Origin of the sequence: Pseudomonas sp. ACN8, assembly GCF_002303925.1 — a bacterium.
Classification (GTDB): domain Bacteria; phylum Pseudomonadota; class Gammaproteobacteria; order Pseudomonadales; family Pseudomonadaceae; genus Aquipseudomonas.
Genome location: NZ_MRCS01000037.1, coordinates 1 through 22,724, shown reverse-complemented (window position 1 = coordinate 22,724; position 22,724 = coordinate 1). Strand labels below are relative to the sequence as shown.

General features: G+C 60.6%; 19 protein-coding genes and 1 pseudogene. 11 read left to right on the top strand and 9 right to left on the bottom strand.

The window, feature by feature from the left end; translation table 11 throughout:
- Positions 1 to 120: 120 nt before the first annotated feature.
- The 8 genes from BSF44_RS20135 to BSF44_RS20100 all read left to right on the top strand — a co-directional run bounded on the left by BSF44_RS20135 (position 121) and on the right by BSF44_RS20100 (position 8,666).
- Positions 121 to 1,041, top strand: a complete 921-nt coding sequence (locus BSF44_RS20135) for a TauD/TfdA family dioxygenase (protein ID WP_095944994.1) — start codon at positions 121 to 123, stop codon at positions 1,039 to 1,041.
- A 133-nt stretch (positions 1,042 to 1,174) separates the two neighbouring features.
- Positions 1,175 to 3,535 (top strand): TonB-dependent receptor, encoded by a 2,361-nt coding sequence (locus BSF44_RS20130; RefSeq protein WP_095944993.1) that lies wholly within the window; start codon positions 1,175 to 1,177, stop codon positions 3,533 to 3,535.
- A gap of 259 nt (positions 3,536 to 3,794) precedes the next feature.
- On the top strand, positions 3,795 to 4,610 hold the full coding sequence (locus tag BSF44_RS20125) for an energy transducer TonB (protein WP_095944992.1): 816 nt from the start codon (positions 3,795 to 3,797) through the stop codon (positions 4,608 to 4,610).
- 44 nt (positions 4,611 to 4,654) lie between these two features.
- Positions 4,655 to 5,380, top strand: a complete 726-nt coding sequence (locus BSF44_RS20120; RefSeq protein WP_095944991.1) for a MotA/TolQ/ExbB proton channel family protein — start codon at positions 4,655 to 4,657, stop codon at positions 5,378 to 5,380.
- A 1-nt stretch (position 5,381) separates the two neighbouring features.
- Positions 5,382 to 5,783, top strand: a complete 402-nt coding sequence (locus tag BSF44_RS20115) for a biopolymer transporter ExbD (RefSeq protein ID WP_095944990.1) — start codon at positions 5,382 to 5,384, stop codon at positions 5,781 to 5,783.
- Positions 5,784 to 6,069: 286 nt separating this feature from the next.
- Entirely contained in the window at positions 6,070 to 6,651 is a 582-nt protein-coding gene (locus BSF44_RS20110; RefSeq protein ID WP_095944989.1) for an alpha/beta hydrolase, read from the top strand.
- A gap of 55 nt (positions 6,652 to 6,706) precedes the next feature.
- A complete protein-coding gene (locus tag BSF44_RS20105) occupies positions 6,707 to 7,630 on the top strand; it encodes a sigma 54-interacting transcriptional regulator (protein ID WP_095944988.1) in 924 nt (307 codons plus the stop codon).
- A gap of 253 nt (positions 7,631 to 7,883) precedes the next feature.
- Complete coding sequence (locus BSF44_RS20100; RefSeq protein ID WP_008045406.1) at positions 7,884 to 8,666, top strand: MetQ/NlpA family ABC transporter substrate-binding protein; 783 nt, start codon at positions 7,884 to 7,886, stop codon at positions 8,664 to 8,666.
- Positions 8,667 to 8,978: 312 nt separating this feature from the next.
- Here BSF44_RS20100 and BSF44_RS20095 read toward each other — a convergent pair whose 3' ends face one another.
- Entirely contained in the window at positions 8,979 to 10,148 is a 1,170-nt protein-coding gene (locus tag BSF44_RS20095; RefSeq protein WP_095944987.1) for an AAA family ATPase, read from the bottom strand.
- A 176-nt stretch (positions 10,149 to 10,324) separates the two neighbouring features.
- On the opposite strand from BSF44_RS20095, the gene BSF44_RS20090 reads away from it, so the two are divergent.
- From BSF44_RS20090 to BSF44_RS20080, 3 genes are read left to right on the top strand one after another with little or no spacing between them, the layout of a single operon-like run.
- On the top strand, positions 10,325 to 11,428 hold the full coding sequence (locus BSF44_RS20090; protein ID WP_095944986.1) for an efflux RND transporter periplasmic adaptor subunit: 1,104 nt from the start codon (positions 10,325 to 10,327) through the stop codon (positions 11,426 to 11,428).
- Entirely contained in the window at positions 11,425 to 12,489 is a 1,065-nt protein-coding gene (locus BSF44_RS20085) for an efflux RND transporter periplasmic adaptor subunit (RefSeq protein WP_095944985.1), read from the top strand. The genes BSF44_RS20090 and BSF44_RS20085 overlap by 4 nt, the downstream gene beginning before the upstream one ends.
- The gene (locus BSF44_RS20080) at positions 12,486 to 15,536 is read left to right on the top strand and encodes an efflux RND transporter permease subunit (RefSeq protein ID WP_095944984.1); all 3,051 of its coding nucleotides are present in this window, start codon (positions 12,486 to 12,488) and stop codon (positions 15,534 to 15,536) included. The genes BSF44_RS20085 and BSF44_RS20080 overlap by 4 nt, the downstream gene beginning before the upstream one ends.
- Positions 15,537 to 15,643: 107 nt before the next feature.
- On the opposite strand, the gene BSF44_RS20075 is transcribed toward BSF44_RS20080, so the two are convergent.
- The 8 genes and pseudogenes from BSF44_RS20075 to BSF44_RS20035 all read right to left on the bottom strand — a co-directional run.
- Positions 15,644 to 16,273, bottom strand: coding sequence for a bifunctional 2-polyprenyl-6-hydroxyphenol methylase/3-demethylubiquinol 3-O-methyltransferase UbiG (locus tag BSF44_RS20075; protein ID WP_095944983.1), 630 nt, complete (start codon positions 16,271 to 16,273; stop codon positions 15,644 to 15,646).
- 184 nt (positions 16,274 to 16,457) lie between these two features.
- Positions 16,458 to 16,814, bottom strand: a complete 357-nt coding sequence (locus BSF44_RS20070; protein ID WP_095944982.1) for a DUF6124 family protein — start codon at positions 16,812 to 16,814, stop codon at positions 16,458 to 16,460.
- Between the two features lie 471 nt (positions 16,815 to 17,285).
- A complete protein-coding gene (locus BSF44_RS20060; RefSeq protein WP_095944980.1) occupies positions 17,286 to 17,930 on the bottom strand; it encodes a methionine ABC transporter permease in 645 nt (214 codons plus the stop codon).
- A complete protein-coding gene (locus BSF44_RS20055; RefSeq protein ID WP_095944979.1) occupies positions 17,920 to 19,041 on the bottom strand; it encodes a methionine ABC transporter ATP-binding protein in 1,122 nt (373 codons plus the stop codon). The genes BSF44_RS20060 and BSF44_RS20055 overlap by 11 nt, the downstream gene beginning before the upstream one ends.
- A 2-nt stretch (positions 19,042 to 19,043) precedes the next feature.
- Positions 19,044 to 19,853 carry a MetQ/NlpA family ABC transporter substrate-binding protein gene (locus BSF44_RS20050; RefSeq protein ID WP_095944978.1) on the bottom strand — a complete coding sequence of 270 codons (810 nt, stop codon included), beginning with the start codon at positions 19,851 to 19,853 and terminating at the stop codon, positions 19,044 to 19,046.
- A 130-nt stretch (positions 19,854 to 19,983) separates the two neighbouring features.
- Complete coding sequence (locus tag BSF44_RS20045) at positions 19,984 to 21,342, bottom strand: LLM class flavin-dependent oxidoreductase (RefSeq protein WP_095944977.1); 1,359 nt, start codon at positions 21,340 to 21,342, stop codon at positions 19,984 to 19,986.
- Positions 21,342 to 22,535: an SfnB family sulfur acquisition oxidoreductase gene (locus BSF44_RS20040; RefSeq protein WP_095944976.1), complete on the bottom strand. Its 1,194-nt coding sequence runs from the start codon at positions 22,533 to 22,535 to the stop codon at positions 21,342 to 21,344. The genes BSF44_RS20045 and BSF44_RS20040 overlap by 1 nt, the downstream gene beginning before the upstream one ends.
- A 38-nt stretch (positions 22,536 to 22,573) precedes the next feature.
- Positions 22,574 to 22,724 (bottom strand): annotated as a pseudogene (locus BSF44_RS20035) (SfnB family sulfur acquisition oxidoreductase); the annotation flags it as partial.

Below are 22,724 nucleotides of genomic sequence, written 5' to 3'. Positions count from 1 at the left end.
AAATGCAACCTCTTATTCCGTCAACGAAGCATTCTAATATCTATTAGATCTAAATAGAATATAGATAGAGCAGTGTTTCGCGGCCGGTTCAACCGTAAGCAGTCTGATGAGGGTCTACCCATGAGCAATGCCGCTTTCGCCGTACAACCCGCTGTTCACGCGCTTGAAGTCCATCCGGTGGCCGGCCGCATCGGCGCCGAGATTCGTGGCGTACACCTTTCTGGCGAACTGGATGCCGCCACTGTTGAAGCCATTCAACAGGCACTGCTGCAATACAAAGTGATCTTCTTCCGCGAGCAGACCCAGCTCGACGATCAGCGCCAGGAGGCGTTCGCCCACCTGCTCGGCGAGCCGGTGGCACACCCGACCGTACCAGTGCGCGAAGGCACGCGTTTTCTGCTGGAACTGGACGGTGCCGAAGGCCAGCGAGCCAGCTCCTGGCACACCGACGTGACCTTCGTCGAGGCCTACCCCAAAGCCTCGATCCTGCGCTCGGTGGTTGCGCCGGCTTTCGGTGGCGACACCCTGTGGGCCAACACCGCCACTGCCTATGAAGGGTTGTCGGTGGAGCTGCGTGAGCTGGCCGACAAACTGGTCGCCGTGCACAGCAACGAATACGACTACGCCGGCGCCCGGCCTGACGTCTCTGCCGAGAAGCTGGAGCGCTATCGCAAGATCTTCACCTCGACCGTCTACGAGACCGAACACCCGGTGGTCCGCGTGCACCCGGTCAGCGGTGAGAAGAGCCTGTTGCTGGGGCATTTCGTCAAACGCATCAAGGGCTATTCCCAGGCCGATTCGGCGCACCTGTTCGGCTTGCTGCAAAGCCATGTGATCCGCCAGGAAAACATCGTGCGCTGGCGCTGGAAGGCTGGCGATGTGGCGATCTGGGACAACCGCTCCACCCAGCATTACGCGGTGGATGACTACGGGACCCAGGACCGCATCGTGCGCCGGGTAACGCTCAAGGGCGAGGTGGCGGTGGGTGTGAACGGGCAGGTCAGCCAGACGGTGAAAGGGCCGGATATCGACGGCGTCTGACCTGACGCTATCGCGAGCAGGCTCGCTCCCACAGGGGATTTGTGGCGTACACAAAACCAATGTGGGAGCCAGCCTGCTGGCGATGGCGGCCAATCAAGCAATTCAGAATTCTTTTGATCGGGAACCCCGCCTTATGAGTCCGTTGCACGTCGCTTCAACCTCTTCACCCCAACGGCTCAAACGCCTGCCCCTGGCCTTGTTGCTGGCAGGCAGCGCCAGTTGGACCCAAGGCTATGCGGCAGAAAGCGCTACCCCGCAAACCACACCCACTAAAACCGCCACGGCCGACAGCGCGCAACTGGAAACCGTGACGGTTACCACTCGCCGCCGCGAAGAAAGTTCGCAGGATGTGCCGACGCCGATGAGCGTGGTCAGCGGCCAGACCCTGGAAACCCAGCGGGTCTATCGCATCCAGGATCTGCAGCAGCTGGTACCCAGTGTCAACGTCGCCTACATGCATGCGCGTCAGTCCAGTGTGTCGATCCGTGGCCTGGGCAACAACCCGGCCAGCGATGGCCTGGAAGGCAGTGTCGGCCTGTACATCGACAACGTTTACCTCGGCCGCCCCGGCATGGCCGTATTCGACCTGATGGACATCGAGCAGCTCGAAGTGCTGCGCGGTCCGCAAGGCACCTTGTTCGGCAAGAACACCACCGCTGGCGTGATCAATATCAGCACCCGCGCGCCGACCTTTACCCCTGAGCGCAGCATCGAATCTTCGGTGGGCGAAGACGGATACTTCCAGACCAAGGGCACGATTTCCGGCCCGCTGAATGACGAACTGGCCGGACGCTTTTCTGCGTATCGCACCCGCAGCGACGGTGACATCAAGAACGAGTTCGACGGCCACGAGTTAAACGGCGGCTCGCGCGATGGCTTCCGTGGCCAGTTGCTGTTCAAGCCCAACGAGTCATTCAGCCTGCGCTGGATCGGCGACTACAACGAAGAAGATTCCAGCGCCGGCACTCGTGTGTTGTTCAACACCGGGCCAACCATCAATGGCACCAATCTTTACCAGCGCCGGGCCAATGCGGCGGGCGCGACACTGGTCGACGGCACGCACCGCAAGGTCAACCTGAACAACGACCAGCACGTCACCGTGCATCAGGGCGGCACGTCGGTCGAGGCCAACTGGACACTGCCAAGCGACTTCACACTGACCTCTATCAGCTCTTATCGCTGGTGGAATTTCACCCCGCGCAACGATGATGGTCTGGACGTTTCCACCTTCTTCAATGCTGGGGTTTCGGTGGAGGATAAGCAGTATTCACAGGAGTTTCGCCTGGCGTCGCCTACCGGTGGATTCTTCGATTACGTGCTCGGCGCCTATTACTTCGGTTCCGATCTGGACAACACATCCTTCGCCTTTTACGGCCCGCAAGCGGACATCTGGAACGGCACGCCTAACGGCGCTTTGAACAACATCGATAGTGTTGGCAACGGTCATATCGAAACCAACAGCTTTGCGCTGTTCGCCCAAGGCACCTGGCACCTGACCGAACGCCTGGATTTCACCGCCGGCCTGCGCGGCACCTATGAAGAGAAAAACGCCAGGGTGACCCGTGATGCACCGGTGGGTGGTGCAGCGGTCAGCGGTGCGGCGGCTGCGGCACGACGTGCTCGCGCCGGCGTCTTCGATTCCGGCGAATTGAATCAGTACAGCTCCAGTCCCTCGGGCTTGCTGAACCTCAGTTACCGCCTCACCGACGACCTGCTCACTTACGCCACGTTGTCCCATGGCGAAAAATCCGGCGGGGTCAATCTGGCCGTCGGCACGGCGCCGGTGGCCGGTGCCGATTCGCTGCTGATCGGCACCGAGCGCGCCAATAACGCGGAACTCGGTTTCAAGAGCACCCTGTGGGACCGCCGCCTGCAACTCAACGCCAACCTGTTCTGGACCCAGGTCAACGGCTACCAGACCAACGCCTTCGACGACGTCAATCGCGTGCAATACCTGACCAACGCCGGCTCCGTGCGCTCCCGTGGCGTGGAGTTCGAAAGCACCCTGATCCCGCTGCGTGGCCTGACGTTGAACATCAACGGCTCGTACAACGACGTCAGCTACCTCTCGTACAAGGACGCGCCGTGCCCGCCGGAAGTCAGCCTGGCGCCAGGCGCTCCAGCATCCTGCGACCTCAGCGGCCATCAAGTGGTGGGTGCTTCGAAATGGATCGGCAACGCCAACGGCGAATACAAATGGAACCTGAACAACGGCTTTGAAGAGTACGTCACCGCCAGCTATGCGTTCCGCTCCAAAGCGGTGGGCACGGTGGAAGATTCCGACTTCGGGCAGATCCCGAGTTATGCGGTGGTCAACCTCTCCACCGGCCTTCGCGGCGACTTCAACCAAGGGCAGTGGGACGTTTCGTTGTGGCTGAAAAACGCCTTCGACAAAACCTATTACACGACGCTGTGGACGGCCGCCAATGGTGGTTATGAAGGCCTGCTCGGCACACCGCGGACGCTGGGCGTGACCGGTCGATATGACTTCTGACGGCGAAAAACCATGCCTTGGATGAATACTTTCAATGCGGGCAAGGCATCGGTTTTTTTCCACTACGCCGGAGCCCTTGAACGGCGGGCTCAGGCGGTGGATTGATGGTTTTATATATTCTCTTATGGTCTAAACATAAATTTAAACATTACTTTCAGAACTAAGTGTTCAAGCCAATGATTGCTCTACCAGGGCGCCGTCGGGGGATGTTCAGAACGACGTTCCGGTAATCCACAAAGAGACCGCAGGGAGTTAAACAATGGGCAATGTCCAGATCGCCGCCGGTGCACATGAAGTGCTGTGGCGCCAGGCGCCCGGTGGTGAGTTGGTCGACCTCGGCCGACCGCACCGGGTGCCATTGGGCCAGTTGCGTTTGCAGCGTTCGCCCAAGGGCATTTTGAGCCGAAGGGAAACGGTCCTGCTCGGCGTGCTGGCGTTGCTGGTGCATGGCGCGGTGATCTATTGGGTCAATCAGCAACCGACCACCGTGCTGCCCATGGTGCCGCCGCAGATTCCGCCGATGACCATCGAGTTCTCGCGTCCGGCGCCACCAGTGGTCGAGCCTCCGCCTCCGCAACTGGTGCAGCCAGTGGTTGAGCCGCCACCGCCCGTGGAAGACGAGTTGGCAGTAAAACCTGCGCCACCTAAACCAGTTCCGAAGCCGAAGCCGAAGCCCGTGGCTAAACCGCTGCCGAAACCGGCACCAAAAGCCGTTGAACAACCACCCGCGCCAGCGAAACCGACAGCGCCTGTCGCCGCCCCGGCACCACCTGCACCGCCGGCGCCCGCACCTGTGACACCAGCCTCGGCCACCGCCGGTTACTTGAAAAACCCGGCACCGCAATACCCCTCGCTGGCCCAGCGTCGCGGCTGGGAAGGCACGGTGTTGTTGCGCGTACATGTGCTGGCCAGCGGCAAGCCCGGCGAGATCCAGCTCCAGAAAAGCAGCGGTCGCGATGCACTCGACGAAGCCGCGCTGAACGCGGTGAAACGCTGGAGTTTCGTGCCGGCCAGGCGAGGTGATGTCGCCCAGGATGGCTGGGTCAGCGTGCCCATCGATTTCAAGATTCATTAAACCGAAACCAAATTCGCGCGAAACGTTTACACGAGGAATACACCATGACGTTACTGGCATCTCCACTTGAATCCATCGAAAGCGCGGTGATCTGGCTGCTGGTGGTTTTTTCCGTCGCGACCTGGGGTCTGGCATTGCTCAAGGGCGTGCAGTTCGTTCGCCTCAAGGCACAGGATCGAAGGTTTCATCAGCAGTTCTGGGCCGCGTCGAGCCTCGACTCGGCAGCCGAGCTGAGCGAAACCCGGCCCGGCGCGGCAGCCCGGGTTGCACAGGCTGGTTATGCGGCAATCCAGGTGGGCGAGGCGCCGCAGGCGGCGGACTTGAGCCAGGCGATCAATCATCAGGATCGTCTGGAGCGTGCCTTGCGTCAGCAGATCGTGCGTGAGCGTCGGTCGCTGGAAACCGGGTTGGCGGTACTGGCGAGCATTGGCAGCACCTCGCCATTCATTGGTTTGTTCGGCACGGTGTGGGGAATCATGGAAGCGTTGAAAGGCATCAGCGCGGCGGGCTCGGCAAGCCTTGAAACGGTCGCCGGGCCGATTGGCGCGGCACTGGTCGCCACCGGCGTGGGGATCGCCGTCGCGGTGCCGGCGGTGCTGGTTTACAACTATTTTTTGCGTCGTTTGAAACTGACGGCGGCGGACCTGGATGACTTCGCCCACGACTTCTACAGCCTGGCGCAGAAGAGTTCGTTCCGTGTACTGATCCACCCGACGGCGCACAAGGCGGCAGCCCAGGGCAATGTGCAGAAAGTGAAGGAGGCGTCCTGACATGGCCTTCTCCACGCAAGACACCGATGAGGTGCTCAGCGAGATCAACGTGACGCCGCTGGTGGATGTGATGCTGGTGTTGCTGGTGGTGTTCATCGTCACCGCACCGCTGCTGACCAACGCCATTGCGATCAACCTGCCCAAGACCGAGGCGGTGGCGCCGGTGAAGCAGAAAGACCCGTTGGTGGTGAGCATCGACGGTGCCGGCAAGCTGTTTATCAACAAGGACGAAATACAACCGGACTTGCTGGAGTTCAACCTCAAGTCGGCGAAGGCCAAGGACCCAGAGGTGCGTGTGCAGTTGCAGGCGGACGATGGGGTGAATTACGGCGAAGTGGCCCGGGCCATGGCGTCGATTGAGCGGGCAGGGATTACCAAACTGTCGGTAATTACCGCGCGTTAAGAGATTTTCGTTTTCCGGGGCCGTCTCCTTGGCAGGGTGCGGCCCTTTTTTTGCCTCGATTTTCACAACACCGCAACCCCTGTGGGAGCGAGCCTGCTCGCGATGGCGTCTTCAAATTCAACATCAAAGGTGGCTGATCCACCGCCATCGCGAGCAAGCTCGCTCCCACAGGTCATATGTTTAATATTCGATATAGATCTTAATAAATAGCTTCTTATTCCTTAACGAATATAAATCCTCTCCCTATACTCGACCGGGAACAGACACGCAGCAGGAGAGCTCCCCCATGCGCAACGAATCAATTCGCTACCTGATTGTGCCGGGCTGGCAAGGATCGCCAGAAGATCATTGGCAAAGCCACTGGCAGAACAGCCTGCCGAACAGCGCACGGGTGGAACAGGCCGACTGGTTGACGCCGCGTCGTGAAGACTGGGTCGCGGCGCTGGCCGAGGCGATTGCCGCCGACAGCACGCCGGTGATTCTCATTGCCCACAGCCTGGGTTGCATCACCGTCGCCCATTGGGCCGCGAGCGCTCCCGTGCAGTTTTTGCGTCAAGTGCGCGGCGCCTTGCTCGTCGCGCCAGCCGATGTCGAACGCCCGGCCTGCGCGCCGGCCTTGCGCAATTTCGCGCCGATCCCGACGGATCTGCTGCCGTTCCCCAGCCAGGTTGTCAGCTCCGACAACGACAGCGCCGTCAGTGCACCGCGAGCTCTGGAGCTGGCGCGTCAGTGGGGCGCCGAGGCGGGGATTCTGGCGGGTGCGGGGCATATCAACGTGAAGTCCGGTCACCAGCGTTGGGAGCAGGGTTTTGCCTATCTCTATCGATTGCAAAACCGCATGGAACACCACGCCCTGCGTCGCGCTTGAACACTTTCCTTATTTAACGCCCCCGTCTCCCGGCGGTTTTGGGCGGGAGTCTGCCATGAGCTTTGAAACCTTCGGCCAGCCGCTGCTGACCTTTCCCGATGCGGAAAAAAGTCCCCTGAGCATCCGCGCCAAGGCGCTGGTGTTTGTCGATCCACGTTCACGGCAATTACGTGAAGACCTTGAGCAACTGGCCACGCGTTCAGTGTCAGTGCTTATCCGTGGCGAAACCGGCACCGGCAAGGAATTGCTGGCCCGCCATATCCACCGCGCCAGTGATCGCGGCGGGTTGTTCGTGTCGGTCAACTGCGGCGCCATCAGCCCGACCTACGCCGACGCCGAGTTGTTCGGCTATGCGGCGGGCAGCTACAGCGGCTCGGCGAGCAGTCGTGCCGGGTGGTTCGGTTCGGCCAACGGCGGCACGCTGTACCTGGACGAAATCGGCGACCTGCCGCTGCCGATCCAGACCAAACTGCTCGCTGCGCTGGAAAACCACGAAGTCACCCGCGTCGGTGCCCATCAGCCGAGCCCGGTGGATGTACGGCTGGTGGCGGCCACCAGCATCGATCTGGCCCAGGCGGTTGCCGCCGGAAAATTCCATGAACGGCTCTATCACTACCTCAGCGAAGGCCAGCTCGAACTGCCGGCACTGCGCGAACGCACGGGGGACATCCTGTCGCTGGCCGAATACTTCCTCGGGATCTACAGCCAGCGTCTCGGCCTGCCAGTGCCACTGATCAGCGAAGCGGCGCAGCTTGTGCTGGAGCGCCACAGTTGGCCGGGCAATACCCGGGAGCTGGAAAACATCATTCACTTTGCGCTGCTGGTGAGTACGGGCGACGAGATTTTGCCGGAACATTTGAATTTGCCGGATACAGGCTTGGGACAGCTTGAACAGCAGCTCAAGCAGATTATCGGCAATGGTTCGGCCGATGAAAAAGCGGCTTTGAAGCGATTGATAGCCGACGCGGGACTCCTGTAGGAGCGAGCCTGCTCGCGATGGACGTCAACGATGACGCGGCGCACTGAATGTACGCGTTGCCCTTGCGACCATCGCGAGCAGGCTCGCTCCCACAGCTGTATGAACAAAATGGAATATGAAGCTGAATAAACGTTATTGTTCGGGAATAAAAAATCCCGGTATTGTCCGCTTCACGCCAGCGATAGCACTTCACTGGCACTCTCATATTCAAGCCGTCGCCACAAGCGACTGTGATTTTCGATAAGGACACTGCATGAAAAAGGTTCTGTTGTTCACCGCACTGGCGGCTGCCCTGACCACGGGCCTGGCCCAGGCTGGCGAGAAACTGGTGGTTGCCGCGACCCCGGTGCCACACGCCGAGATTCTCGAGCTGATCAAGCCAACCCTCGCCAAAGAAGGCGTGGACCTGGAAATCAAGGTTTTCACCGACTACGTTCAGCCGAACGTGCAGGTCGACCAGAAGCGTCTGGACGCCAACTACTTCCAGACCCTGCCGTACCTCAAGAGCTTCAACGAAGGCAAAGGCACTCACCTGGAAACCGTGATCGGTGTTCACGTTGAACCCTTCGGTGGCTACTCGAAGAAAGTCAAAACCCTGGCTGAGTTGAAAGACGGCGCGACCATTGCCATCCCGAACGAAGGCAGCAACAGCGGCCGTGCCCTGATCCTGCTGCAGAAGGCTGGCCTGATCGAGTTGAAAGACCCGAAAAATGCCGTGTCGACCCCGAAAGACATTGCCAAGAACCCGCACAACTTCAAGTTCAAGGAACTCGAATCGGCCATGTTGCCGCGTGTGCTGGATCAGGTTGACCTGGACATGATCAACACCAACTACGCGCTGGAAGCGGGCCTGAACCCGGCGAAAGACGCGTTGATCATTGAAGGTGCCGATTCGCCTTATGTGAACTACCTGGTGGCCCGTCCGGACAACAAGGACAGCGTTGCCATCCAGAAACTGGCCAAGGCCTTGACCAGCCCGGAAGTGAAAGCATTCATCGAGAAAAAGTACAGCGGCGCGGTACTGCCGGCGTTCTGATTCGCGAAGCAAACCCCCTCAAGATTTCCCGCGCCGACGGCTGATTTAGCGTCGGCGTCTTTTTTTGCGATGGATTGCTCAGGCTGGCTTGGCCTTCAAGGCCCTGCGCAACGCCATCAAGAGCTTCAGAATGTCCTGCGGATGAAGCCGTTGCGGCGGTTGTATGTCTGCCATGTTCTCGTCCTTGTGAGGTTTGGCCGGGAGTCTGGCCAAAAGTGGTTCGTCCTTGGAGCGGTGTTTCGAAAAAAAGATCCTTCCTACGGCGCAAGGGAAAATAGACGTCTTCCATTGCCCCGGCAAATCAGGCACTGCTTAATCTGGCCAATACCACGCCGGCTCATCCAGAATCCGCTGCCCGACAATCCCGGTTTGCCCGAGATTCTTCTCCAGCACGATGCAATTGCACTCCGGGTCTTCCTGCAATGCAGAAATCAAGCGCCTGGCATGGGAAACCACCCACACCTGACACTGCTCTGAAACGCGGATGATCAAGCGCGCCAGCGCCGGAAGCAGGTCCGGGTGCAGGCTGGTTTCCGGCTCGTTCAGCACCATCAGTGTCGGCGGCCGTGGCGTCAGCAGCGCCGCGACCAGCAGCAGGTAACGCAAGGTTCCGTCCGACAACTCGGCGGCCGACAGCGGCCGCAACAAACCTTCCTGAAAAAATTCGATGGCGAAGCGCCCGCCGGGCAGAGGTTCGATGTTCAGTCGCGCGCCGGGGAAGGCGTCGCTGATCGCCGCCCGCAAGGCCTCGGGGTCGCCAATTTCGATGATCGTCTGCAAGGCCGCCGCCAGGTCACGACCGTCATGGTGCAATACGGGCGTGCGGGTACCGAGTTGCGGCTGGCGAACCGGTGCGTCGGCGTCACTGCGAAAGTGATCGTAGAAACGCCAGCGACGAATAAATTCACGCAGTTGCATGACTTCCGGCGTGGTGCGAAAGCTGCCGACCTGATCAAACAGGCTGTCGAAATCCGGCGTGTGTTGGGCCAGCACTTCCCACTGGCGACCGTCCCGCGCACGGACCATCGGGCCATTGCGATCCACCAGCAGGCTGGCAGGACGGTACACGGCTCCGGCCCAGATACATTCTCGTTTGATCTCGGGGTCCAGCGAAAAGTACGTGATGTGATCCGGCTGCGGCATCGGCAGTCCCAGTGCGATCGCGTAGCTGAAGTCTTCACCGGAAAAGCCCAGGCGCAAACGCATGGGCGATTGACGGACGCTGCCTTCAACCTGAACTTCACCATTACGCATGCGCCGGGAGAGGGTTTCCGGCCCGGCCCAGAAGGTCGAATCCAGACCTCCTTCACGGGCCAGGGCATTGACCACGCCGCCCTGGGCGGTTTCCGCCAGCAGGCGCAGCGCACGGTACAGGTTGGACTTGCCGCTGCCGTTGGGGCCGGTGATCAGATTCAACCGGCCCAGCGGGATCACCAGTTTGTTGATCGAGCGGTAATTGGCCACCGCGAGGGTCGTGAGCATGTGGATTCCTGAGGAGTGATCGACCGGAGGTCATTGTCAGACATGCACAGGCGTCTATGGCAAGTGTTTGAGGGCTAAAAGGATGCGAACTTTTTCTTCATAAGACGCTCGTGCAAGGTTTAGATCCTGTTCTAAGCTCTCTGTCGTGTTGTACATGAAAAGGCCAAGGAGTTTGCATGGTGGTTCCCGGATTGAAAGTAGTAATGGCCTTGAGTGTCGTCACCCTGCTGACGGCTTGCGACGAGAAAAAGCCCGTGCAGGAATACCTGCCACGGGTGTTCGTGCAAGTCGTCAAGCCGGCGGATTACGCGGCCTCGGTTACCCTCACCGGTGATATCCAGGCACGGATACAGACGGAGCTGTCTTTTCGTGTGGGTGGCAAGATCATCCAGCGTTCGGTTGATGTCGGTGATCGAGTGACCGCCAGGCAAGTGCTGGCCCGGCTCGACCCCAAGGATTTGCAGACCAATGTCGATTCGGCCCAGGCGCAGGTCATCGCCGAACAGGCGCGGGTGACGCAGAGTGCAGCGGCGTTCGTGCGTCAGCAAAAATTGCTGCCCAAGGGCTACACCAGCCAGAGCGAATACGACTCGGCCCAGGCCGCCTTGCACAGCAGCCAAAGTGCCTTGAGCGCCGCTCAGGCGCAGTTGGCCAATGCCAAGGATCAATTGAGCTATACGGCGCTGATCGCCGACGCCCCGGGGATCATTACCGAGCGCCAGGCGGAAGTCGGCCAAGTGGTGCAGGCGACCATGCCGGTATTCAGCCTGGCCCGTGACGGCGACCGGGATGCGGTGTTCAACGTCTATGAATCACTGCTGGCCGAGAAGCCGAAAGATCAAACCATCGTCCTCAGCCTGCTCGACAACCCGGCGATCAAGACCACCGGCACCGTGCGCGAAGTCACCCCCTCGGTGTCGGCGCAATCGGGAACCGTGCAGGTCAAGGTCGGTCTCGACAAACTGCCCGACGGCATGCAATTGGGCTCGGTGGTGAGTGCCACGGCCAGGGGATCGGGCAAGTCGGTCATCGAGTTGCCGTGGTCGGCACTGACCAAGAACATCAGTGAGCCAGCTGTGTGGATTGTCGACGACAAGGGCAAGGCCCAATTGCATTCGGTCACGGTCAGTCGCTACCTGACCGGCAAGGTCATCATCAGCGACGGATTGAAGGACGGGGACAAAGTCATCATCGCAGGCGGACAACTCTTGCACCCGGACATGGAAGTCGAAATTGCCGAAAACACTTACAAGGATCTGACGTGGGGAGCCAAGCCATGAAGCCTTTATGGGCGTTGTCCATCGGGCTGGTGCTGAGCGCCTGTTCCAAAAGCGAGCCACCGCCGGCGCCGGTACGGCCGGTGCTGTCGATCAAGGTTCAGGCCTTGAGCGAAGAGGACCTGGGCCGCTTCGCCGGCAGTATCCAGGCGCGCTATGAAACCGATACCGGGTTCCGCGTGGGCGGGCGAATCGCCAGCCGTAACGTCGATGTCGGCACCGAGGTGCAGAAGGGCACATTGCTCGCCACCCTCGATCCTTCGGATCAACAGAACCAATTGCGCTCGGCCCAGGGCGATCTGGCGAAAATCCAGGCGCAACTGATCAACGCCAAGGCCACGGCCCAACGCCAGCAAGCCTTGTTTGACCGAGGGGTCGGCGCCCAAGCGCAACTCGACGAGGCTAACACGGACCTGAAAACCACCCAGGCCTCCCTCGATCAGGCTCGCGCAGCCGTCAACCAGAGCAAGGACCAACTGGGCTACACCGAGCTGCGCGCCGACCATAAAGCCGTGGTCACCCAGTGGAGTGCCGAGGCCGGGCAAGTGGTGTCGGCCGGTCAGCAAGTGGTGACCCTGGCGCAACCGGATATCAAGGAAGCGGTGATCGACCTGCCCGATACCCTGGTCGATCAACTGCCCAGCGATGTGGTGTTTCTGGTCGCTGCGCAGCTGGATCCGAGCATCAACACCACCGCCATCATCCGCGAAATCGAGCCTCAGGCTCAAAGCGCCACACGCACCCGTCGTGCCCGCCTGACCCTGGCCGAAACGCCAGAGGGCTTTCGTCTGGGGACGGCCATCAGCGTCACCCTGAGCTCGGCGATCAAGCCGCGCATCGAGTTGCCTGTCACCGCGCTACAGGAGGTCGATGGCAAGCCACGGATCTGGGTGATCGATGCACAGAGTAAAACCGTTTCTCCCCGTGAAATCACCGTGATCAGCCGTACCGACAGCACCGTGGTGCTGGCCGGCGGCGTGAAGAACGGCGAACGGGTGGTCAGTGCCGGTGTGAACAGCCTCAAGCCGGGGCAACAAGTGAAAATCGACGAGGACAGTCAATGAAAGGGCCTTTCAACCTCTCGGAATGGGCCCTCAAGCATCAGTCGTTCATCTGGTATCTGATGTTCGTCGCATTGCTGATGGGTGTGTTCTCGTACTTCAACCTGGGGCGCGAAGAAGACCCTTCGTTCACCATCAAGACCATGGTGATCCAGAGTAAATGGCCGGGGGCGACCCAGGAGGAAACCCTCAAGCAGATCACCGACCGGATCGAGAAAAAGCTCGAAGAACTCGACTCCCTCGACTATGTGAAAAGCTACACGCGCCCCGGTGAGTCCACGGTGTATGTGTACCTGCGCGACACCACCAGTGCCAAGGACATTCCGGAAATCTGGTACCAGGTGCGCAAGAAGATCAACGACATCAAATACCAGTTCCCGCAGGGCATACAGGGGCCGTCGTTCAACGACGAATTCGGTGACGTCTTCGGCTCGATCTACGCTTTCACCGCCGACGGTTTGACCCTGCGTCAGTTGCGCGACTACGTGGAACAGGCGCGCATGGAAATTCGCGGCGTGCCGGGGCTGGGCAAGATCGAAATGGTCGGCCAGCAGGACGAAGTGCTGTACCTGAACTTCTCCACGCGCAAACTCGCAGCGCTGGGCATCGATGAGCGTCAAGTGGTGCAGAGCCTGCAATCTCAGAACGCCGTGACCCCGGCAGGTGTCATCGAGGCCGGGCCGGAGCGGATTTCGGTGCGCACTTCAGGGAAGTTCGCTTCGGAGAAAGACCTGGCCGAGGTCAACCTCAAGCTCAACGACCGCTACTATCGTCTGGCCGACATTGCCGAAATCAGCCGCGGCTATGTCGATCCGGCCTCGCCGGAATTCCGCTATAACGGCAAACAGGCCATCGGCCTGGCGATCGCCATGCAGAAGGGTGGCAACGTCCAGGCGTTCGGCAAGGCCTTGCACGCCCGTATCGACCAGTTGACCGCCGACCTGCCGGTGGGTGTCGGCATTTACAACGTTTCCGACCAGGCCGTAGTGGTGGAAGAGGCCGTCGGCGGTTTTACCAGCGCGCTGTTCGAGGCGGTGGTGATCGTGCTGCTGGTCAGTTTCGTCAGCCTTGGCGTGCGCGCCGGGCTGGTGGTGGCGTGCTCGATCCCGTTGGTGCTGGCGATGGTGTTCGTGTTCATGGAATACAGCGGCATCACCATGCAGCGGATTTCCCTCGGTGCACTGATCATCGCCCTCGGCCTGCTGGTGGACGATGCGATGATCACCGTGGAAATGATGGTCACGCGCCTGGAAATGGGCGAGACCAAGGAGCAGGCGGCGACCTTCGCCTACACCTCCACGGCGTTCCCGATGCTCACCGGTACGCTGGTGACGGTGGCGGGCTTCGTACCGATTGGCTTGAATGCCAGCTCCGCCGGTGAGTACACCTACACCCTGTTTGCGGTGATCGCCTGCGCGATGCTGGTGTCATGGGTGGTGGCGGTTCTGTTTGCGCCGGTGATCGGCGTGCACATTCTCAGTACCAATGTGAAACCCCATGAAGGCGAACCCGGGCGCATCGGCAAGGCGTTCAACGGCGGGCTGCTGTGGTGCATGCGCAATCGCTGGTGGGCCATCGGCATCACCGTGCTGTGCTTTGTGCTGGCGGTGTTCAGCATGCGCTACGTGCAGAACCAGTTCTTCCCGTCTTCGGATCGCCCGGAAATCCTGGTGGACCTGAACCTGCCGCAAAACGCCTCGCTCGACGAAACCCGCCGGGCCGTCGATCGTCTCGAAGCCACGCTCAAGGACGATCCGGACATCGTGCGCTGGAGCACCTACGTCGGTCAGGGCGCGATCCGTTTCTACCTGCCACTGGACCAACAACTGCAAAACCCCTTCTACGCGCAGTTGGTGATCGTCAGCAAAGGCCATACCCGTGAAGCCATGATGCAGAAGCTTCGCGAGCGCTTGCGCAACGACTTCGTCGGCATCGGCAGTTATGTCCAGGCACTGGAAATGGGCCCGCCGGTAGGGCGTCCGATCCAGTACCGGGTCAGCGGCAAGGACATCGACCAGGTGCGCCGGCATGCCATCGACCTGGCCACTGAGCTGGACAAGAACCCGCACGTTGGCGAGATCATCTACGACTGGAACGAGCCGGGCAAAGTCCTGCGCATCGATATCGCCCAGGACAAGGCGCGGCAACTGGGGCTGTCTTCCGAGGATGTGGCCAACCTGATGAACGGCATTGTCAGCGGCCAGACGGTGACCCAGGTCGATGACGACATTTACCTGATCAACGTGGTCGGTCGCGCGGTGGATTCCGAACGCGGTACACCGGAAACCCTGCAGAACCTGCAGATCGTCACGCCGAGCGGTACGTCGATTCCATTGCTGGCGTTCGCCACGGTGCGCTACGAACTGGAGCAGCCGCTGGTGTGGCGTCGCGATCGTCTACCGACCATCACCATCAAGGCGGCAATACGCGACGAGATCCAGCCGACCGACCTGGTGAAAATCCTCAAGCCGTCCATCGACGCTTTCGCAGCCAAACTGCCGGCGGGCTACAAGGTCGCCACCGGTGGTACGGTGGAGGAAAGCGGCAAGGCCCAGGGCCCGATTGCCAAGGTGGTGCCGCTGATGCTGTTCATGATGGCGACCTTCCTGATGATCCAGCTGCACAGCGTGCAGAAGCTGTTCCTGGTGGCCAGCGTTGCGCCGCTGGGGCTGATCGGCGTGGTGATCGCGCTGGTGCCGACGGGCACGCCTATGGGCTTCGTGGCGATCCTCGGGATTCTGGCGCTGATTGGTATCATCATCCGTAACTCGGTGATCCTGGTGACCCAGATCGAAGAGTACGAGCACAAGGGCTACGCGCCGTGGGATGCGGTGGTGCAGGCCACCGAACATCGACGTCGGCCGATCCTGCTGACCGCCGCGGCGGCGAGCATGGGGATGATCCCGATTGCCCGGGAAGTGTTCTGGGGGCCGATGGCCTACGCCATGATCGGCGGGATCGTCATCGCCACCTTGCTGACGCTGCTGTTTTTACCGGCGCTGTATGTGGCCTGGTACAAGATTCGCGAGCCGAAGAAAGAGGCGCAGTAAGGGCGAGCGCTTCGCGCTCATCGCGAGCAGGCTCGCTCCCACAGGGGTTATGTGAACGCCGAGATCCAATGTGGGAGCGAGCTTGCTCGCGATGGCGTCCGAATTGACTACACAGCCTTACGCCAGACACTCGCCAACCAAGGCTGCTGCTCCCGCGGCAGCCCGGCCGGCCGGTAGTAATGCTCCAGTTCGACAAACCCCGCCTCGATCAACAAATGCTGCCAGGCAACCAGGTCGTGGTACGACCCATAACGCGGCCCGTTCCAGCCTTCCTGATTCTCGCCACGAGGATTGGAACTGAACAACACCCCACCCGGTTTCAGCGCTCCCCACAATTGCTTCAACACCCGCGGCAATTCCTGACGCGGAACATGAAACAGCACCGCGTTGGCAAAAATCCCGTCGAAACGCTCGGCCGGCAGATCAAGCTTCAGGAAGTCCTGCTGCCACACCTCGCAACCGCTGTCCTCACGGGCCATCTGTGCGAATTTTTCCGAACCGTCGAGGCCGACCGCCTTGTGGCCCATACGGGTGAACGTCTGCAGATCACGACCCGGTCCGCAGCCAAAATCGAGAATGTCGAAAGGTGCCTCGCCCTGAATGTGCCGCAGCAGGGCATCGATATTCTGGCTGACATCGTGATCGCGCGTGCCCTCGCGAAAGTCTTCGGCGACCGCATTGTAATGGCCGAGGGTCGTGGAGGTGATCTGTTCGAGGTCGTCGGGCGTCTGTTTCATCGTCGGGCTGCGCAGGCAATTTGGATTCACAGAATATACGCCATGAGGCCTGGGGCTGCTGCGCAGCCCATCGCGAGCAGGCTCGCACACACTGATTCGCGCCGTGCATAAATTTTGTGTGCGCTGAGGATCAACTGTGGGAGCGAGCCTGCTCGCGAAGGCGATATCACTGACAACAGAAGATTCAGCCCTTTTTCATCCCCAAACACTCAATGGAGTGATCCACCATCGCCTTGGCAATCTCCAGCAAATGCCAGATCGAGTACACCATCGCCCGCTCGGCGCCCTTGAGTTGATCGCCACACTGATACGCGGTGACCGAAGCACAACGCAGCAGGTCGGCGACATAGAGCTGGGTGTCTTCAAAACTCACGTCTTTGCTGACGTTGTAGAAGCGCATTTCATCGGGGGGTGTGGGTTGCTTGCCGGTGAGGTGGAAATCGATGGCTCGGTAGAGCGCGGAACGATCCCTGAGCAAATCGTCGGTGACGGTTTCGTTGGAGGGACTTTCGGGAGGTGGATCGGGAACGGGTTTCTTCATTGGTAAAACTCCTGACTATAAGTTGGAGCCAACCGATTTCGCGACTAAACGAATAGGGGGTGGCGGCTGCACACAGGTTAGTCGACCGGCCGCCAGGCAAAACCGGCGCACCACGAGGGTGCCCTGCGCACAGCCACCATAAAATTCAGGCAATAAATAACACCTGAAAAAAGGTGACGCTGTGCGCCCGACGCGGATCCGGGCGACTAAACCCGATCACTGATGAGCAGTGACGGACCGAGACTAGCCACGGAATTCGGCAGGCGCAAGCGAGCGAAATGATCTAGGAAATGTCCTGCAAAAGAAAGGGAACGAGCCTGCAAAATCGCTGATTTTCCTGTACGAAATATCATCAAGATCGCCACTCGTGTAGGAGCGAGCTTGCTCGCGAAAAACCTGAGGGCGCCACGGGGAATCTGGTTTCCCGCGTTATCGTTGACCTCCATCGCGAGCGGGCTCGCTCCTACAGGGCTAGCGCTTGTTCAACCCCCGCGCCAACCGGTCCCCACCTAACTGAACCACCGCCACCACCGCCACCAGCAACACAATCACCGTCAACATGATCTGGCTATCAAAGCGCTGATACCCATACCGATAGGCAATGTCCCCCAGTCCACCGGCGCCAATCGCCCCGGCCATGGCCGACGAATTGATCATGGTCACCAAGGTAATCGTGAACCCGCCAACAATCCCCGGCAGCGCCTCAGGCAACAACACATGCCAGACGATGTGCCAACGCCGGCAACCCATGGCTTGCGCCGCTTCAATCAATCCATGATCGACCTCGCGCAAGCTGACTTCGGCAATGCGTGCAAAGAAAGGAGTAGCAGCGATGGTCAACGGCACCACGGCCGCCCACACGCCGTAGGTGGTGCCGACGATGAGCCGAGTGAACGGAATCAGCGCCACCATCAAAATCAGAAACGGAATCGAGCGGAACAAATTCACGAACGCACCCAGTGCGCGGTTCAGCGCCGGGGCTTCGTAGATGCCGCCCCTGGAGCTGGTGACCAGGATCACCGCCAGCGGAATGCCCGCCAACAGCGCGATCAACGACGACACACCGACCATCAGGAACGTGTCGATGAAACCCTGCAGCAAGCGATCAAACCACATAGCCCAGCACCTCCACCTGTTGCGCCCAATGACCGGCGCGTTGACGCAACTCTTCGGCACCGAGCGTCGAGCCGGTCACCGCCAGCAGCAGTTGCCCGAGGGCATGGCCCTGAATCCGCTCCACGCCGCCTTGCAGCAATCGCACACGGCCTCCAAGGGCGCTGAACAATGCCGCCAGGTCCGGTTCGTCCCGTTGGCTGCCGGTGAACTGCAAGCGCAAGACCACGGCGGTGTCCGGGGACTGTGGCTGCGCCTGCAAACGACTTTGCAGCTCTTTGGGCAATGCGTGTTGCAACGGCGCCAGCAATGTCTTGCTGACCTCGTGCTGCGGATTGCCGAACACTTCCCACACCGGCCCTTGCTCGGCGATACGTCCGTGCTCCAGGACAACCACGCGATCACAGATCTCACGGATCACCGCCATCTCATGAGTGATCAAAACGATGGTCAGGCCCAGGCGCTGATTGATCTCGCGCAGCAGGCCGAGGATCGACTGCGTGGTCTCCGGGTCGAGCGCCGAGGTGGCTTCGTCGCACAGCAGGATTTGCGGGTCATGCACCAGCGCCCGGGCAATGCCCACGCGCTGTTTCTGCCCGCCGGACAACTGCGCCGGGTAGGCCTTGTGTTTGGCCTGCAAGCCCACCAGTTCCAGCAGTTCACGGACCTTCTGTTCGCGTTGTTCCTTGGGCACACCGGCGACTTTCAGCGGCAGCTCGACGTTCTGCCAAACGGTCTTGGCCGACATCAGGTTGAAGTGCTGGAAGATCATGCCGATGCGCCGACGCAGCGCCACCAGGCGGTCTTCGTCGAACTCGCCGATGTCCACTTGGTCGATCAGCACTCGGCCGCTGCTCGGTTGTTCCAGGCGATTGATGGTGCGGATCAGCGACGACTTGCCGGCGCCGCTGCGACCGATGATGCCGAACACTTCGCCGCGCTGGATCGCCAGGTCGATGCCGTGCAACGCGGCCACCGGACCTTGCTGACCGTTGTAGGTTTTGCCCAGATTGATGAAGCGCACATGAGCGCGATTGAGCTCGGGATGCAGCTCGGTTTGTTCAGCACGTAGAGGCTCTGGAAGCTCCAGTCGCCGTTGAATGGCGGCGCTCATGTTCAGCTTTCCCAACCGGCTTGATAGAGCTTGCCGTGAGCCTTGTCCAGTGCGGCGCGTACAGCGGGTGAGTGCTGGTAGATGTCGACGAACCTGATCAGGCGCGGGTCGGTTTTGCTCTTGGGCTGGATCACGAACTGAATCACGTAATCCTTGTGATCGAGGCCGTCGAACAGCAGCGCGGAGCCCGCGTCGAAGGTTTTCGACAAGCGAATGTAGGCCGGGTAGCCCTGCACCAGATCGGCATCGTCATAGGCGCGAACCAGTTGCACGGCTTCGACCTGGAGGATCTTGATGTGCTTCGGGTTGTCGATGATGTCTTCTTCGGTGGCCTTGTAGCCGACGCCGGGCTTGAGGGTGATCAGACCGGCCTTGGCCAGCAGCTGCAAGCCACGACCGCTGTTGATCGGATCGTTGGCGATAGCCACGCTGGCGCCTTCTGGCAGCTCGTCAAAGCTTTTGTATTTCTTCGAGTAGAGGCCGACGTTGTTGATGATGCCGGGTGCGAACGGTACCAGGTCGAAACCCGAAGCGGCCTTGGCGTTCTCCAGGAACGGGATGTGCTGGAAGTAGTTCACGTCGATGTCGCCTGAAGCCAGGCTGACGTTCGGTGCAATCCAGTCGCTGAACTCCACCAGTTCGACTTTCAGGCCTTGTTTGCCAGCTTCTTCGACGGCCGCTTCAAGGGGAATGGCGAAGGCGGCGGTGGTGCCGATTTTCAGTGGGGCGTCGGCTGCGAAGGTCACCGAACTGAACAGGCCGAGGGCCAGGGCCAGTGCTTTGACTGGGTGGGAGAGGTCGTTCTTTTTCATGATGAGTTATCCAGTCAGTGCATTAAGTTTGTGGTGTCTGTTCGGGCCTCATCGCGAGCAGGCTCGCTCCTACAGGGGGTTTTGAGAACGCCAGAGATCTACTGTAGGAGCGAGCCTGCTCGCGATGCTTTTAGCGTCGGAAGGCCGAGCCGGTATGTTGCTCAGGCAAAAACGCCTCTCGCTGAAACAGCTTTTCGCGCAAGGTGCCGCCGTCGTACGCCGTCTTGTACGAGCCCCGCCGCTGCAACTCGGGGATCACGAGTTCGATGAAATCCACATAGCTTTCCGGCGTGACGATGCGGGTCAGGTTGAAGCCATCCAGCCCGGTTTCGGCGATCCACGACTCCAGCTCATCCGCCACTTGCTGCGGCGAACCGACCACAGTGATGTAGCGACCGCCGAGGGCGTGTTGTTCCAGCAGTTTGCGTCGCGTCCAGTCGTTGTTTTGCAGGTGCCTGGTGGCGGACTGGATCGCATTGCTCTTCACGTACTGAATCGGCTCGTCGATTTCATATTGGGAAAAATCGATCCCGGTGGACGCCGAGAAGTGCGCCACGCCGGCTTCGGCACTGGCGTAGCTCAAGTATTCGGCGTGCTTGGCCCAGGCCAGCTCTTCCGTGGCGCCAACGATCACGTTCAGGCCCATGAACACCTTGATGTCCTCGGGATTGCGCCCGGCGGAGGCGGCGCTGGCGCGCACCTTGTCCACCTGAGCCTTGGTCGATGCCTTGGTCTGGCCGCTGATGAACACGCACTCGGCATGTCGCCCGGCGAACAGCAAACCGCGATCCGAACTGCCGGCCTGGAACAGCACCGGCGTGCGCTGCGGCGAAGGTTCACACAGGTGATAACCCTCAACCTGATAGAACTCGCCCTTGTGCTCGACCTTGTGCACTTTGTCCGGCTGCGCGTAGATCCGTTGCTGCGGATCGTTGAGCACCGCGCCGTTTTCCCAACTGCCTTCCAGGAGTTTGTAGAGCACCTCCAGGTACTCGTCGGCCTGGTCATAGCGGCGGTCATGCTCGACCTGTTCGCTCAGGCCCATGGCCTTGGCGGCGCTGTCGAGATAGCCGGTGACGATGTTCCAGCCGACTCGCCCACGGCTCAGGTGATCCAGCGTCGACAGGCGGCGGGCGAACAGATACGGCGCTTCGTAGGTGAGGTTGGCGGTCAGGCCAAAACCGAGGTTTTTCGTTACCGCCGCCATCGCTGAAACAAGCAACAGCGGGTCGTTGACCGGTAGCTGGATCGACTCTTTCAACGGCACGTCCACCGAGTTCTGGTAGACGTCGTAGACCCCGACGATGTCGGCGATGAACAGACCGTCGAACAGCCCGCGCTCCAGAAGCTGCGCCAGTTCGGTCCAATATTCGATCGTGTTGTAGCGGGTGGACGTGTCGCGCGGGTGCGTCCACAAGCCGTGGTTGATGTGCCCGATGCAATTCATGTTGAACGCGTTGAGCAGGATTTTCTTTTTCGCGGCGGTCATCAAATGGTCCCCCGCAGTGGCGGGTTTTCATCGTTGAGGTAGTAATTGCCCACCGCGTGATACTTCCAGCGCACCGGGTCGTGCAGGGTGTGCACCCGGGCGTTGCGCCAGTGGCGGTCGAGGCCGTGTTCGATCAGGGTTGCCTGGCTGCCGGCCAGTTCGAACAGCGTGCTGCCGGCGGCCAGGGAGATTTCGGTGCTGAGGGCGCGGGCTTCGGCGACGGCAATCGACGCAGCCGCGACGGTCTCGGCATGGGTGTCGGCCTGGGTCTTGTCGAGGTATTCACCGGCACGCTCCAGCAGCGCCTCGGCGGCGTGCAGGCGAATGCTCAAGTGGCCGAAGCTCTTGAGGGTCAGCGGATCGTCCGTGGCTTTTTCGTGGGTGGCGTCGATCCACGGCCGGGTTTTGGTACGCACGAAATGCAGCGCATCTTCATACGCGGCGCGGGCGATGCCGGTGTCGATGGCGGCATGGAGAATCTGCGCCAGCGGGCCAACCGGGGTCGGGCGTTCGAAAGCGCTCTGAAAGGGGATGACGTCTTCGGCGGCGACGTAGACATCTTCGAACACCACCGAACCGCTACCGGTGGTGCGCTGGCCGAAGCCGCTCCAGTCGTCGATCACGCTCAGGCCCTTGCTGTCGCGCGGGACGAACGCCAGTTGCTGCACGCCGTTTTCATCCACCACCGAGGTGGGAATGCGCTGGGCGTAGATCGCGCCCGTGGCGTAGAACTTGCGGCCATTGATGCGATAGCCGCTGGCGTCGCGAGTCAGGCTGGTGACGCGATCGTGTGCGGTTTTAGTGCCGAGTTCGGCCAACGCATTGCCGAAGCGCTGACCGGCCAAAACCTCGGCGTACAGGCGTTGCTTTTGCTCGTGGCTGCCGTTCACCCGCAGTACTTCGAGGGCATAGAAATGGTTCTGTGGGATCTGCCCAAGGGAGCCGTCGGCCCGGGCGATCAAGGCGATGACCTTGGCCAGGGTGACGTTGGAAACACCGGCGCCGCCGTATTCCTTTGGCACGCTGATGCCCCACAGGCCCGAGCGGGAAAACACCTCCAGTTCCGGGTGTGGCAAACGGCGTTCGCGGTCGCGTGTGGCGCTGTCGCGCTTGAAGTCTTCGGCAAGGTCGCTGGCGACGATCAGGGCTTGTTCATCGCTGGTGATGACCGCGACGGGGTGAGAACTTGTCATGTGTTTCTCCAGGGCTCTGGCAAAAAGTGTTCTGGTCGTCAGATCCAGGAATGGCGATTAGGCAGCGTGCCATTGAGGCGGTAGGCGCCGACCGCGTGATACTTCCAGCGCACCGGATCGTGCAGGGTGTGCACCCGGGCGTTGCGCCAGTGGCGGTCGAGGTTGAATTCGGCGAGGGTCGCGCGGCTG

Bases quoted from the DNA above. Each gene is read 5' to 3' on its own strand.
- BSF44_RS20135 (WP_095944994.1), top strand. From the start codon at position 121: ATGAGCAATGCCGCTTTCGCCGTACAACCCGCTGTTCACGCGCTTGAA.
- BSF44_RS20130 (WP_095944993.1), top strand. From the start codon at position 1,175: ATGAGTCCGTTGCACGTCGCTTCAACCTCTTCACCCCAACGGCTCAAA.
- BSF44_RS20125 (WP_095944992.1), top strand. From the start codon at position 3,795: ATGGGCAATGTCCAGATCGCCGCCGGTGCACATGAAGTGCTGTGGCGC.
- BSF44_RS20120 (WP_095944991.1), top strand. From the start codon at position 4,655: ATGACGTTACTGGCATCTCCACTTGAATCCATCGAAAGCGCGGTGATC.
- BSF44_RS20115 (WP_095944990.1), top strand. From the start codon at position 5,382: ATGGCCTTCTCCACGCAAGACACCGATGAGGTGCTCAGCGAGATCAAC.
- BSF44_RS20110 (WP_095944989.1), top strand. From the start codon at position 6,070: ATGCGCAACGAATCAATTCGCTACCTGATTGTGCCGGGCTGGCAAGGA.
- BSF44_RS20105 (WP_095944988.1), top strand. From the start codon at position 6,707: ATGAGCTTTGAAACCTTCGGCCAGCCGCTGCTGACCTTTCCCGATGCG.
- BSF44_RS20100 (WP_008045406.1), top strand. From the start codon at position 7,884: ATGAAAAAGGTTCTGTTGTTCACCGCACTGGCGGCTGCCCTGACCACG.
- BSF44_RS20095 (WP_095944987.1), bottom strand. From the start codon at position 10,148: ATGCTCACGACCCTCGCGGTGGCCAATTACCGCTCGATCAACAAACTG.
- BSF44_RS20090 (WP_095944986.1), top strand. From the start codon at position 10,325: ATGGTGGTTCCCGGATTGAAAGTAGTAATGGCCTTGAGTGTCGTCACC.
- BSF44_RS20085 (WP_095944985.1), top strand. From the start codon at position 11,425: ATGAAGCCTTTATGGGCGTTGTCCATCGGGCTGGTGCTGAGCGCCTGT.
- BSF44_RS20080 (WP_095944984.1), top strand. From the start codon at position 12,486: ATGAAAGGGCCTTTCAACCTCTCGGAATGGGCCCTCAAGCATCAGTCG.
- BSF44_RS20075 (WP_095944983.1), bottom strand. From the start codon at position 16,273: ATGAAACAGACGCCCGACGACCTCGAACAGATCACCTCCACGACCCTC.
- BSF44_RS20070 (WP_095944982.1), bottom strand. From the start codon at position 16,814: ATGAAGAAACCCGTTCCCGATCCACCTCCCGAAAGTCCCTCCAACGAA.
- BSF44_RS20060 (WP_095944980.1), bottom strand. From the start codon at position 17,930: ATGTGGTTTGATCGCTTGCTGCAGGGTTTCATCGACACGTTCCTGATG.
- BSF44_RS20055 (WP_095944979.1), bottom strand. From the start codon at position 19,041: ATGAGCGCCGCCATTCAACGGCGACTGGAGCTTCCAGAGCCTCTACGT.
- BSF44_RS20050 (WP_095944978.1), bottom strand. From the start codon at position 19,853: ATGAAAAAGAACGACCTCTCCCACCCAGTCAAAGCACTGGCCCTGGCC.
- BSF44_RS20045 (WP_095944977.1), bottom strand. From the start codon at position 21,342: ATGACCGCCGCGAAAAAGAAAATCCTGCTCAACGCGTTCAACATGAAT.
- BSF44_RS20040 (WP_095944976.1), bottom strand. From the start codon at position 22,535: ATGACAAGTTCTCACCCCGTCGCGGTCATCACCAGCGATGAACAAGCC.